Annotated in this window: 12 protein-coding genes; 6 read left to right on the plus strand and 6 right to left on the minus strand. The window is 33.9% G+C overall.

Annotation, left to right across the window (positions count from 1 at the left end; all coding sequences use genetic code 11):
• Window positions 1-44: 44 nt before the first annotated feature.
• The 3 genes from GGR32_RS07230 to GGR32_RS07240 all read right to left on the minus strand — a co-directional run bounded on the left by GGR32_RS07230 (window position 45) and on the right by GGR32_RS07240 (window position 3,902).
• Window positions 45-2,018 carry an endonuclease gene (locus tag GGR32_RS07230; RefSeq protein WP_183477526.1) on the minus strand — a complete coding sequence of 658 codons (1,974 nt, stop codon included), beginning with the start codon at window positions 2,016-2,018 and terminating at the stop codon, window positions 45-47.
• 197 nt (window positions 2,019-2,215) lie between these two features.
• Complete coding sequence (locus tag GGR32_RS07235) at window positions 2,216-2,992, minus strand: lipopolysaccharide kinase InaA family protein (protein WP_183477527.1); 777 nt, start codon at window positions 2,990-2,992, stop codon at window positions 2,216-2,218.
• Between the two features lie 124 nt (window positions 2,993-3,116).
• Window positions 3,117-3,902 carry a glycosyltransferase family 2 protein gene (locus GGR32_RS07240; protein ID WP_183477528.1) on the minus strand — a complete coding sequence of 262 codons (786 nt, stop codon included), beginning with the start codon at window positions 3,900-3,902 and terminating at the stop codon, window positions 3,117-3,119.
• A gap of 118 nt (window positions 3,903-4,020) precedes the next feature.
• Between GGR32_RS07240 and GGR32_RS07245 the strand changes: the two genes are divergently transcribed.
• From GGR32_RS07245 to GGR32_RS07270, 6 genes are all read left to right on the plus strand, one after another.
• Window positions 4,021-4,923, plus strand: coding sequence for a polysaccharide pyruvyl transferase family protein (locus GGR32_RS07245; RefSeq protein WP_183477529.1), 903 nt, complete (start codon window positions 4,021-4,023; stop codon window positions 4,921-4,923).
• Window positions 4,924-4,925: 2 nt separating this feature from the next.
• Window positions 4,926-5,486, plus strand: a complete 561-nt coding sequence (locus GGR32_RS07250) for an L-threonylcarbamoyladenylate synthase (RefSeq protein WP_183477530.1) — start codon at window positions 4,926-4,928, stop codon at window positions 5,484-5,486.
• A 166-nt stretch (window positions 5,487-5,652) separates the two neighbouring features.
• The gene (locus GGR32_RS07255) at window positions 5,653-7,074 is read left to right on the plus strand and encodes a CCA tRNA nucleotidyltransferase (protein ID WP_343066435.1); all 1,422 of its coding nucleotides are present in this window, start codon (window positions 5,653-5,655) and stop codon (window positions 7,072-7,074) included.
• A gap of 31 nt (window positions 7,075-7,105) precedes the next feature.
• Window positions 7,106-8,137, plus strand: a complete 1,032-nt coding sequence (locus tag GGR32_RS07260) for a COX15/CtaA family protein (protein WP_183477531.1) — start codon at window positions 7,106-7,108, stop codon at window positions 8,135-8,137.
• Between the two features lie 2 nt (window positions 8,138-8,139).
• A complete protein-coding gene (locus tag GGR32_RS07265) occupies window positions 8,140-8,652 on the plus strand; it encodes an IS1096 element passenger TnpR family protein (RefSeq protein WP_183477532.1) in 513 nt (170 codons plus the stop codon).
• Between the two features lie 6 nt (window positions 8,653-8,658).
• Window positions 8,659-9,726 (plus strand): nucleoid-associated protein, encoded by a 1,068-nt coding sequence (locus GGR32_RS07270; protein ID WP_183477533.1) that lies wholly within the window; start codon window positions 8,659-8,661, stop codon window positions 9,724-9,726.
• Window positions 9,727-9,783: 57 nt separating this feature from the next.
• Here GGR32_RS07270 and GGR32_RS07275 read toward each other — a convergent pair whose 3' ends face one another.
• From GGR32_RS07275 to GGR32_RS07285, 3 genes are all read right to left on the minus strand, one after another.
• The gene (locus tag GGR32_RS07275; protein WP_183477534.1) at window positions 9,784-11,805 is read right to left on the minus strand and encodes a S9 family peptidase; all 2,022 of its coding nucleotides are present in this window, start codon (window positions 11,803-11,805) and stop codon (window positions 9,784-9,786) included.
• A gap of 91 nt (window positions 11,806-11,896) precedes the next feature.
• Window positions 11,897-12,535, minus strand: coding sequence for a SanA/YdcF family protein (locus GGR32_RS07280; RefSeq protein ID WP_183477535.1), 639 nt, complete (start codon window positions 12,533-12,535; stop codon window positions 11,897-11,899).
• Window positions 12,526-13,206: a M15 family metallopeptidase gene (locus tag GGR32_RS07285; protein WP_183477536.1), complete on the minus strand. Its 681-nt coding sequence runs from the start codon at window positions 13,204-13,206 to the stop codon at window positions 12,526-12,528. The genes GGR32_RS07280 and GGR32_RS07285 overlap by 10 nt, the downstream gene beginning before the upstream one ends.
• Window positions 13,207-13,225: the final 19 nt, after the last annotated feature.

A 13,225-nucleotide genomic window follows, 5' to 3' on the forward strand; every position in this document is an offset into this window, starting at 1 on the left:
CAGCTATTTCTCTAAAACAATAAATAACTGCTTGATTTTTAAAACTATTTCGTAATTATTAATTTATGTACGCTAGATGTATTGTTTTCTTCTACAGAAAAAGTATACAAACCTTGGGCAAGCATACTTACATCTAATGTGTTGTTTTGCTGAGAAATACTCTTGGTAAACAATAAACGCCCGTGAATATCGAAAACACGTAATGTTGCTTGATGTACACCTGCAACAATAATATGAGTACTAGCAGGATTAGGATAAAGTGTTACCGTTGGCTGCTTAGGCTTCATTACAGATAAGGTTTGCTCCCAAACTTCGTCTTGCTTATTTCCCCAGATGTATTCTACTAAATCAGGTTGATCTATAAATGGGTTTCTATTTTTCTGCCAATCATAAACAAGGTTATTTCTATTCATTTCGTAATCATCTGGTGGGTCGTTACGATGCCAATCTAATAAAGTTGCTAAATCTCCAAAATCGCCTAGGTTTCCATTTGGGTAACCATTTACTACATTTAGAGCGTTATAGCGTATTGCTAGGTAGAATATACTTCTAGCAACATCTCCTTTAAAACTTCCTAAATTTCCTGCTGGACCATTATAAGCCTGGCTTCCGTAAAACTGATTTCCTCTTGCGCTATTTTCTGGACCATCTACAGCTCTTATGGCGTGTACATCAGAATTTGCATGTCGTGTAGAATCGGCATTGGTGGTCCAATAAACATCCTTCCCATCGGCAATATCATCTTCCTGTATGCTATAAAAACCGCCTCTAGAACGCGGAAATACATGTTCTCTATTCCAGGTTCCTGTGTTTTGAGAGCTTTGTTGTTTATCTAATTTAGAGCGTCCTTGTTCTGTATAAAGCAACCATACTTGGCTACTATTTTCTGGGTTTTGATCAGCTTCCTCTAAAATGGTATACACATCTGCATAGGTTTGGCTTCTAACTACCGTAGGATTCGCAATAATTGCTTGTAAAGCATTTTTTAAATTATTTCCTGAAAGCTGATCGATACTATTGTAATAATTTGTAGGTTGTATTGAACTTACATTACCATAAGTAGGATTAGTTGGACTTCCAAAACTTGCTACTTGATAATCAACATCAATCACCCGAATAATAATATTATCATTTAGACGCACATAACCTGCTGGTAGTGGTAAACTAAAACTAATTTTTAACTCTTCATCACCTTCCTCTATTCCATCGGTAAGTAAATTTATTGTTGTAGTTGCAGTGGTTTGCCCTACGGGAATACTCATGTTTATATTTCCGGAATAATCTGCGGTATTAAATCCAGCATTGGCCAAACTAATATCAAAATGTAACGGAGTATCGGCTACTGCATGTTGTGTACTAAAAGTTATTTGGAAGGTGTCTCCTTCTGTTTTATGATTATTATCTACCAATATTTCTATCCCATTAGGAATTATTCCGCTACCATCATTATTAGCCTTTGGAGTTGGTGCTGCTACATAGAAACTACCATCTGTTGCACGTTGTATAGAATTTGTACTATTTGACGGACCTGCATCTATCTGGGTAGTAACACCTAATGTTTGCAATAAGGTAGTTGCTTGCCCATCGTTACTTGCGCCATATACTACGGCATCAATGAGGTTAGTTGCTGTTACAGGTGTTTTATCGGGAAAATCAGCTGCATTTCCTAAATATAAAGCAACGGCATCTTCTCCGTTTTGAATGGTATTGTCTGAGAAAACATAATCAGGAACAGGAGATACATCGTTATTACCCAATACTATAAGTCCGTTTACATCGGTAGTTAATCCATCTAAATCTATAACAAAATAGCTTTTATTGCCTGTACTGGAACTTGCATTTCCGTTATAAAAAACCAATACATAACCATCTAAATTATAATAAGGTGTTGTAGATTTTAGCTCGATAAACTCTTGGGTATCTATACCTGGGTTATCAAAATCTAGCTCGTTGATAACTACTTGAGCAGAAGAAATACCTGTAAATAGTATAATAAGTATTGCAACTATATGTTTCATCCTAAAGGTTTATTAATTTTATGCGAATATAAGCCTATAATCACGAATTTTAATGCCCTTGATTTTATATAATCATTAAGCAAACGCTATTTGTTTTGTTTTTATATATAAAAACGAAACAAAAAAACATTATTTCTCTAGGTTTTTTAAGTAACTTTCAAGCTTCGTTGTACGAAATAAAAATTACAGGAGATTATTTAATCGCGTTTCCAGAATTTAAGTTTACGTTTTAAAGCTTTTTTGCGGTGAAATTTATATTGAAATCGTTGTGTTTCGGCCCATAAATCTGTAGAAACCTTATGGTAGTCTTCTCCTATAAGTTTTGCATACTCGCCGCTTATTACCGAGACAACATCTTTTTTATTCGTTAGCCTAGAAAAGTTTTTTATACGTATTTCATAAGGAAGCTCTTTATGGAATTTCATGCGGTTTAAATCTACCAAATAAAAGCTGTACTGATTATTGTCTCCAATTACAATTAGGGTATTTCCTGGAGAATGATCTAAGAACTCTATTCCATTTTCATGTAAAACAAAGGTAAATTGTGCAAATTGCTTTAAAATTTCATACCGATTAGGAAAGTTTACATCGTCGGCAACTTCTCTAAAGGTTACATCGTGATCTAAATGTTCACTTATGTAGTAGCTTTTTTTATATAAAAAACCACTTTTATTTATGATATAAGCTATGGGTGTTGGTGTACCTATTTTTAAGCTTTGTAAATAGTTGGCATACTCAAAAGAACGTTGAGCTTTTCCTTTTCTAAAAAAACTATACACAATTTGATTGACAATATTAGGTACTTTAAAAGCCTTAATGTTTAGTTTAATAGCTTGCGTAGTATCTACAACTTTTATGCTGTTTCTTGAGCCTCCATAAATTAACTTTCCTATAGTTTTAAAGTTAGCAATACTAGAGGCTACTTCGGGTTTTAGGTATTCAAAATCTTCATTAAAAACAGCTTTACTACTCATCTAATTGGTTTGTTTTTTTGAAGATGCAAAAATAAGAATTAAACCTATATGCTGTTTTTTAAAATACAATAATTTTAATTTTAAAAAAGGTGCTTATATGTTTTTATTATATGTATTTCATTTTTTAAAGGTATTTATCTACCCCATTTTCGCACCATTTTGCTTTGTTTCTTATAGTTTCTTCTTGTAGTTGGTTGTTGTTAGAAAGCTTACTTTTACTCTGCTCTTTATGCCATATATGGTAAATAATGCCCCGATACCTAAGGCGTTTCCCTGCTACACCGTTATGCAGCATACGCAACACCAATTCGGAGTCTTCTCTCCCCCAGCCTTCTATATCCTCATTATATCCGTTTACAGCAATAAAATCTGACCGCCAAAAGGATAGGTTACAACCCCTCATTTTTTTAGAAATTTCTGCTTTAGGTTTATAGAAACTACTAAAAAGAGGGATTCGTAAATTTCGGGTGCGTTTTTTTATGCCCTTAGCAAAAAAGCCAAACTTAATTTTACGCTTTAAAAACAACTCTTTTAGAAAAAACTCCTGAATATTTACCCTGCTTCCATATAAATACACTTTTTTTTGAGCTAACGCGGCATGATCTTCTACAAAATCTTTATGCATAATGCAATCGCCATCAAGCTGTATAATATAATCCCCTTTTGCTTGGGCTATTGCTTTATTCAAAATTCTTGATTTGCGAAACCCTTTATCCTCATGCCAAATATGCTTTACGGGTAATGTTGTTTTTGTAATAAAAGCATCAATAACCGTTTTAGTTTCGGCGTTAGAACCATCATCGGCAATAAGCAGCTCATCTGGAAGTTTAGATTGTGCTAACACACTGGCTAAAACTAAGTTTAAGGCTTCCGGCCAATTATAGGTAGAGATTAAAAGGGTTGTTTTCAAAACAAAGAATTCATTAATATTATGCACTACAAATATATTTATTTATTTTTGCCTTTCTAAAATTTTAATTCCTCTATTACTTTTTGTATTATCTCACAATAAGCTTACAAACATTTATATGAAAAAAATAGTTAGTAAAATATTCCCTATAGTAGACAGTAATAAAAGGAAAGAAGTGTCTGAGCAAAAAGTACTTAATTCTACACAAAAAAATATTGGCGTTATAAACATTCATCGGTATAATAAAAATAATGTAGGTGATTTTTTTTGTGGTCCGCACCATTATTTTAGTGAATTAAAAAATACGCATTTAGACATTTCACACTGTAGAGAGTTATCATTAAAAAAGCGCCTTAATTGGAGTAATAACATTAATAACAATGCATTAATTATAGGCGGCGGTGGGCTTCTTAACATTCGTCATTTCGAAAGACAAATGTCTTTATTTAGTCAATTAAAAGCTAAAGGAAAAAAAACAGTTCTTTGGGGCTTAGGTCATAATAATCCTAATAAGAAGAAAAAAATCACTCAATACAATATAAATACAGCTAATTTTGGACTAGTAGGCACACGAGATTATAGTATGCCTAACGAGTATGTTCCTTGTGTAAGTTGTTTACACCCCATATTTGATAAAAAATTCGAGAATACACACGAAGTTGGTATAGTTATCACTAAAAAAAGCTTAAAAAACAAAGCTATTTTAGAAAAATTCAAAAACTATCCCTCTGTATCTAACACCTCTTCATTAACTGAGATGATAAACCTTATTGGTAATTCCAATACTATTGTAACCGATAGCTATCATGCTATGTATTGGGCTTTTTTATTAGAGAAAAAAGTTGTTGTTATTCCTACATCTTCTAAGTTTTACGATTTCAAATACGAACCCGTTATTTCTTCATATGAAAATTTTGAAAAAGACATTAAAAAAGCAAAATCTTATAGCGGAATTTTAGAGGAATCTAGAGAAATAAATTTAAACTTTGCCGAAAAAGTTTTTAACTACTTAACTATTTAAACATGAATGACGAAATAACCAAAGCACTGGAAGTTTTAAAACGTGGTGGAATCATCCTTTACCCTACCGATACCGTATGGGGAATAGGCTGTGATGCTACCAATGCAGATGCGATAGATAAAATATTCGAGCTTAAAAAGCGTGCAGAAAGCAAATCGATGATTTGCCTAGTAAGCGATTTTAAAATGCTAAACAAACACGTTGAAGAAGTTCCCGAAGTAGCATACGACATCCTAAAATACGCCAAAAATCCCACCACTATTATTTACGACAAACCCATCCGTGTGGCAGAAAATGTAGTAGCCAATAATAACACACTAGGCATTAGGGTTTGTAAAGATAAATTTTGCAATCAACTTATCCGAAAATTTAAAAAACCCATTGTTTCTACCTCTGCAAACCTAAGTGGGCAACCTACACCAAAATCTTTTAATGAGATTTCTAAAGAAATAAAAGAAGGAGTAGATTACATTGTAAACCTAAAACCCCAATATTCCAAAAATAAGCCTTCGGCAATCATCAAATTAAGTAACGATGGTAAAGTAGAAGTAATTAGAAAGTAACCCTATAATCGTTATCTAAACCTTTTTTACAAGAAAACAACCTCTAAGTAAATGAAATTTACAAAAGTATTGACATATACTCGTCAAGAATATTACTTTTGCAGATAATAAAAACCATACTTAAGGTTTTTAAACCCAAAAGTAATTATCAAATATCACTCACCAAGTGCAAGTATATAAAGACGCTTTAACGCATAAAATTTTTGATTATATAACACAAGCTGCCGACAACCTTTCTGTAGAAACTTATGCTATTGGAGGCTTTGTACGCGATTATTTTCTAAATAGAGGAAATGCAAAAGATATAGATATTGTTGCGGTAGGAAGCGGAATAGAACTTGCACAAGAAGTAGCAAGACTCTTACCTAGCCACCCTAAAGTACAGGTTTTTAAAACATACGGAACCGCAATGCTTAGAGCTTTTGATGTAGAGGTGGAATTTGTAGGCGCTAGAAAAGAGTCCTATACAGAAAATAGCCGAAACCCAGAAGTAATACAAGGAAGTTTAGAAGACGACCAAAACCGTAGAGACTTCACCATAAACGCCTTAGCGCTACAGCTTAATAAAGAAAATTTCGGAAAACTCCTAGACCCTTTTAAAGGGCTTAGCGACCTTGATAAACAAATAATTCGTACGCCTCTAAATCCAGATATCACCTATTCTGATGATCCATTACGTATGCTTAGGGCTATACGTTTTGCCACACAATTAGGTTTTACGATAGAAGAAAAATCATTATCGGCAATTACCAAAAATCATGAGCGTATAAAAATAATTTCTAAAGAACGTATTGTTGAAGAGTTAAATAAAATATTATCAGCTCCAAAACCATCTTTAGGCTTTGCACTTTTACGCAAAACTAAACTATTACCTCTTATACTTCCTGAATTATCAGATTTACAAGGAATAGAAGAAGTAGAAGGGCAACGCCATAAAGACAACTTTTGGCACACCCTAGAAGTGGTAGATAATATTGCACAAAACACAGACAACCTGTGGTTACGTTGGGCAGCACTTTTACATGATATTGGCAAAGCACCCACCAAACGTTTCGATAAACAAATTGGTTGGACTTTCCACGGGCATGAGTTTGTTGGCAATAAAATGGTATACAGAATTTTTAAGCGCATGCGAATGCCTTTAAATGAAAAAATGAAGTTTGTCCAAAAAATGGTTCTTATGAGCTCTCGCCCTATTGTTATTGCCAAAGACTTCGTTACAGACTCTGCTGTGCGAAGGCTTATTTTTGACGCTGGAGATTATATTGAAGACTTAATGACGCTTTGTGAGGCCGATATCACCACAAAAAACCCAAAACGTTACGAAAAATATCATAAAAATTTCCAGATTGTTAGGCAAAAAATAAAAGAAGTAGAAGAACGCGACCATGTAAGAAATTTTCAACCGCCAGTTTCTGGCGAAGAAATTATGCAAGTATTCAATATAAAACCTTCGCGTGAGATTGGAATGATAAAAAACGCTATTAAAGAAGCTATTTTAGAAGGAGAAATCCCTAACGAATATGAAGCCGCTTATGCTTTTATGCTAAAAAAAGGAAAGGAATTAGGTTTACAAACAACTAAGTAAACCCGTATCTTTACACTATATTCTGTTTGTTATGTTTAGAAAAATCGTAAAAACCACTCTTGTTCTAGTTTATCTTGTCATAATAGCTGGAGCTACTGTCCGTATGACAGGTAGTGGAATGGGTTGCCCAGATTGGCCAAAATGCTTTGGATATTACATCCCTCCTACCCAGCAATCGCAATTAGAATGGCATCCCGAACATCAATACAAAAAAGGACAAGTAATTATCTTAAACGAAACATTACAAGTTGCAAACTCTAGTTTTACCAGCACTAAAACGTTTAATAAAAACAACTGGTCCACGTATACAAAACACGATTATGCCATTTTTAACCCAACACATACCTGGGTAGAATATATTAATCGCTTATTTGGAGCTTTAGCAGGGATTGCTGTATTTATTATGGCAATAGCCTCCTTTAGAAAATGGAAAACCAACAAAAAAATAACCTTACTCTCTTGGTTAAATGTTTTTTTAATGGGGTTTCAAGCATGGCTAGGAGCTACCGTAGTATACTCTCACCTTGCTCCGCTACGCATCACCATACACATGGTAGTTGCCCTAGTTATAGTAGCACTTATTTTATACATCTTACACCTAGCTAGTAAAACAAAAAAAACAACACATCGCTATAACAAACAATTAAGACAATTATTTATATGGGCGACCGTTATTACTTTAATACAAGTTGTTTTAGGCACAGAAGTAAGAGCCTTTATAGACTTTAAAGTAAAAGAAATTGGTTACCAAAAAGAACATTGGCTGGCAAATCCAGATTTTTGGTTCTATATCCACCGAAGTTTCTCCATACTTGTTGTTGCTGTTAGCCTCTATATCTGGTATTTCAACAAAAAAATAAAAGCAAATTACAAACTCGTAAATTGGGTAGTGCTACTTGTTTTTATAGAAGTAATTACAGGCTTAGCCATGTATTATTTTCACTTTCCATTTAGCACTCAAGCAATACACCTAGTGGTAGCCAGCGTGCTTTTTGGATTACAATACTACCTTATTTTACAAATAAAAAACGCTAAAAACCTTAGCGCTAAAACAATACAATAAGCATGATATATAAATTTAGAATAGTGCTAGATACGCTAGAAGATGTTTTTAGAGACATCGAGATAGAAAGTGAAAACACACTCGAAGATTTGCATAACGTAATTACGCAAGCCTTTGGTTTTGATGGCACCGAAATGGCCTCTTTTTATTTAAGCGATGATGAATGGAACCAAGGGGAAGAAGTTCTACTTCACGATATGAGCGAAGGCACTACTTCTGTAAGAATGATGAACGAAACTAAATTAGATAGCGTTTTATCTAAACAAAACACCAAACTAATTTATGTTTACGACTTTTTTAGCATGTGGACCTTCTACGTTGAGCTTGCTGAAATAACAGATGCCGAAGACGGTAGAGACTACCCTAACCTACTTTTTGCGCAAGGACAATTACCCGATTCTCCGCCAGATAAACAATTTGAAGCAGAGGATTTATCTGATTTTCAAGAGGACGAAGATAATTTTGACGACTTTGACAGTTTTGATGATTACGATTTTAACGAAAATTGGAATTAATACATTATGATTAACTTATATAACGCACAAATAGAATCTATCTCTATCCATAGAGTAGGAAACAAAAATAAAAACGAAGGTCTTTTTATATCGGAAGAAGCAATAAACTTAAATGATGAACTAAATGCTCTTTTAAAAGAATATTTCTTAAAATCGTTTAGAGAAAAAGAAGAGACCTATTACCAGTTTACACACGAGTCTGATTTAGATTTCCATGAGTTGTACAGCATCTCATCTGAGGTTTTCCTAAACCCAAACCTTATTCACGAAAAATCTAAAGCCATTGCAAAGCATTTATTTAATCAATCTATGCACCCGCATATTAAAGGCGGCGAAGTTTACGTGGTATATTTTACCAACATGCTTTTAAATAACGAAAGCGTAGATGGTATTGGTATTTTTAAATCGGAAATCAAACACGATTTCCTTCAATTTGAAGAAAAACCACATAACCTAGAAGCCGTTTTACAACAAGGTGTAAACCTAAATAAATTAGACAAAGGAGCGCTTATTTTTAATACCGATAAAGAAGAAGGCTTCAAAGTCTTATCGGTAGATGCTAACCGATACGATACAAAATACTGGTTGGAGCAATTTTTAGGTGTAGATATTTTTGCCGATGAAAACTTCAACACCAAAAGCTACCTTAAATTCTGCCAGAATTTTGCTAAAGATGTAGTACTCCCTGCCGAAGATAAACAACAAGAAGTAATGTTTATGAACCGTGCGGTAAACCATTTTGCCAAAAATGATACTTTTGAGGAAACCAACTTTCTTAATGAAGTTTTAGACAACCCAGAGCTTATCCCAGAGTTTAAACACTATAAAACCGAGAAAGCGCCTAAATATAAAATAGAAGATTTAACCGAATTTCCTGTATCAAACACTGCCGTTTCGGCAGCACGAAAAAGCATAAAAAACGTTATCGATTTAGATACCAACATCCAGATTAAAATGGATTTTATAAACCCTGAAAGTGCCGAAAAATTTATTGAGAAGGGTTGGGATGAAGAAAAACAAATGTATTATTACCTTGTTTATTTCAACAAAGAAGAAAAAACAAAAAAACAATAAACAAAAAAAATCCGCTTTTAATAAAAGCGGATTTTTTTTGTTTGGTAAAAACGCTGTTTAATCTAAAACAGGTAAATCTAAATTTGGTTTTTCTGCCGTTGCATTTCCTGTTTTTAAGTAAGTATCAAACCATTGTAACATACGTAAGTTATAATCATATTGAGAACCCGAACGTCGGTTACCATGCCCTTCTCCCGGATAATAAATTAGCCTTACAGGCACATCTGGTTTTCTTACTTTTATATGCCTGTATAGCTCCATAGATTGCGCTGGATGCACTCGAGGATCTTCTGCTCCATGCATAATTAAAATAGGCGTTTGTGCTTTATCTACATAATACACAGGGCTTGTTTTTAGGTAACCTTCCCAATCTTTCCATAAACGTTTTCTAGAATGTACTAAGAATAATTCTTCTGGAATATCGCTAGTTCCCCATTTAGATAAGTTATTGCTAATTCCTACAAACATAACCGAAGCTGCAAAACGGTCTGAGTAGTACGTACTCATCCATGCCGAAGCATAACCTCCGTACGATCCTCCTGTTACTCCTACACGTTTTTTATCTGCTATTCCTTTTTCTATTAAATAATCTACACCATCTACAATGTCGTCAAATTCTTTTCCGCCCATATCTCCTTGACTACTGTAGGTAAACTCGTTGCCTCGCCCTGTGCTCCCTCTATAATTAGGATAAAAAACCGCATAGCCTCTTGCTGCTGCTGCTTGTCCTGGCATAGAATATGCCGTTAACCACCCGTTTAAATAATGAGATTCTGGCCCTCCATGAACCACGGTTATTAAAGGTACTTTTGTCCCTTCGTTATAGTTTACAGGGTAAATTAGCATTCCTTCTATTTCGTACTTTCCATCTCTAGCTTTATAACGTATTACTTCTTGTTTTCCTAATTTTCTATCGGCCAACCACGGGTTATGGTGGGTTCTTTTTTCTGCTTTAGCTTTCCTTTTGTTAGATAAGGTAAAAAGCGCATTAGGATGTGTAGGTGTATTGGCTACAAACGAGAAGGTGTTTTCTTTATTTTTTGAAAAAGAACGAATTGCTTGTGCATCGTTTTTATAAATGGTTTTTTTATTTTTCCCATCTGGTTGGATAGAACCTATCATAGAAGCAGTACCTACACTGGCTAGAAAATGAATAGTTTTAGCATTATCCCAAGCTATTTGCTCGTACTTTCCTTTAAAATCTACATCTAAATTTATAGGCTTTCCTCCTGTTGTTGCAGAAACTATTAATAGGTTTCCGTCTATAGGGTCGTGTAAATCTTTAGCGGCTCTTAAAGCCAGTTTTTTACTATCTGGGCTCCATACTATTTGTCCTAATTTTCCTTCATTAGCAACCTTCGTTATAATTTTATGTGTAGTTGCGTCTAAAACAACTATTTTCTGTTTCATATAAGAATCATCTACTGCGGTTGTAGGCGAAACTGTTAGGGCAATTTTGGTGTTATCTGGACTCCAAGAAATCATATACACTTCGCCTTCTACAACTATTTCTTGCGTAGTCTTGGTATCTAAGTTATAAATGTACGCCTTTCTGTGTCCAAATGTTTCTTCATAAAAATGAGGCTGATAAGCCAACTCATTTTTAGGGGATTTTTGCTTTTCTAGCGTAGTAAAAAGAATTTGTTTTCCTTTTGAATTCCACCGATAATCGATAACATTAGCTGTGTACGAAAAAACTTTATTGGCTTCTCCTCCATCTAGCGCTAACTCATAGATGCTTGTATGTTTATCAGCCGTTCTTTTGGTTAGAAAGGTTAACGTTCCGTGTTGAGGTCTAAAATTTAATGCCTTTACGCTTCCTGTTGTAAAATAAGGTTTTGTTTCTCCTGTTTTTGTATTGAGTACGTACAAATGATTTTTAGTTGTTAGATTCTCTTTTACAGGGTCTGCGGGAATACTAAGTGTGTAGGCAACATAATTTCCATCTTCAGAAATAATACTGCTTGTTACATTTTTTAGGGTCGAAATGTCTTCTGGTGTAACACCTTGTGCTAAAGCCACTTGAAAAGTAACTAAAAAAGCTGCAAGAAGTGTTAGTACGTTAGTTTTTTTATTCATTTATTTTTCATTTTAAAAATTAAAATAGTTATAAAAATACCCAACCTATCGAGATTTCCAAAATTTATTCTAAAAGTTTAAAGTAAACCCTTTATTTTATTAGGATTTTCTCTCCTAAAAATTTGGGTTGCACATTAAAAAGTAAATCTACAAATACTTTTACACGGGCAAGATATTCTCTTAATTGTACTTTTATTGATACGGTATAGTGTACGCTTTGCGCATTAAAACCAATTGCTTCTATCCCAAAATGATCTGCAATATATACTGCTCTTGCATTATGAAAAGGTTGAGAAATAATAATTAATTGATTTTGACCAAAAACTTCTTTAGCCCTAACTACAGAATCTAACGTTCTGAAGCCTGCATAATCTAAAATAATTTTTTCTTCAGGAATGCCTCGTTCAACAAGTGCTTCCTTAAAAGCTTGAGGCTCGTTATAATTGGTATTTCCGTTATCTCCGCTTACCAGAACATAGTCTATTTTATCGGCTTTGTATAATTTTTCTACGGCATTTATTCTATATAAAAAAAATAAATTTATTTGCCCTCCTACCGTATATTTTGCGGTACCTAGTACCATTCCTACTTTATGTTTTGGAATTTCTGAAAGCTTAGTGGTGATTCGTGTTTCTGAAAAAGAGTTGATGCGCCAGTTTGCCAGGACAATTACAAGCAGTGTAATTAACCCCAAAAATAAAACCCATGTTATTACTTTTTTTATTGACATAATCTTGCAATTGAAAAATTAAAATATGTGGCTGGAAAAGGCTCTCTTCTTAAGGTATAATGCCACCATTCTTTTGCATAGGCTCTAAATCCAAATTTAGCCATGGCTTGTTTTAAAATTTGCCTGTTATTTTTTTGAGCTTTGGTGATACTTGTTGTATTGTGATGTGATATTTCTCCAAAATAATCGTAAGCTCCTCCCATATCTAAAGGTTGTTTTGTTTTGGCATTTATTAGGGTTAAATCTACTGTGCTTCCTCTACTATGCCCAGATTTACTAGCAATGTATCCTTTTTTAAATAGCTTGCTTTTATCTATAGTGGGGTAAAATTTAGCTTTTGTTATCGTGTCTGATTTTACTTTTGCCCAAGCCACAAAGTAATCTACTGCCTGTTGCGGACGGTAGGCATCGTATATTAATAATTCATAGCCTTGCTTTTTTAGGTATGTCTGGACTTTTGCTAATGCACTTGCTGCCGGAATACTTAAAAAAGCTAAAGGATCCTCATAGCCGTGTACAATTTTACCTGTAAAATTATCTTGTGTAGCATATTTTAGCTCTACGGCTAAACCTGGAATTTGCTTATCGAGATTAATAAAGCCTTTAGGAGCTTGTGCAAAAACCTTAAGAAAAGAAAAAAAGCAGAAAAATAAAATTATAAGACGCAACATATCCTTTGTATTAGTATAA

The sequence above is a fragment of the Mesonia hippocampi genome (assembly GCF_014197445.1).
Lineage (GTDB): Bacteria > Bacteroidota > Bacteroidia > Flavobacteriales > Flavobacteriaceae > Mesonia > Mesonia hippocampi.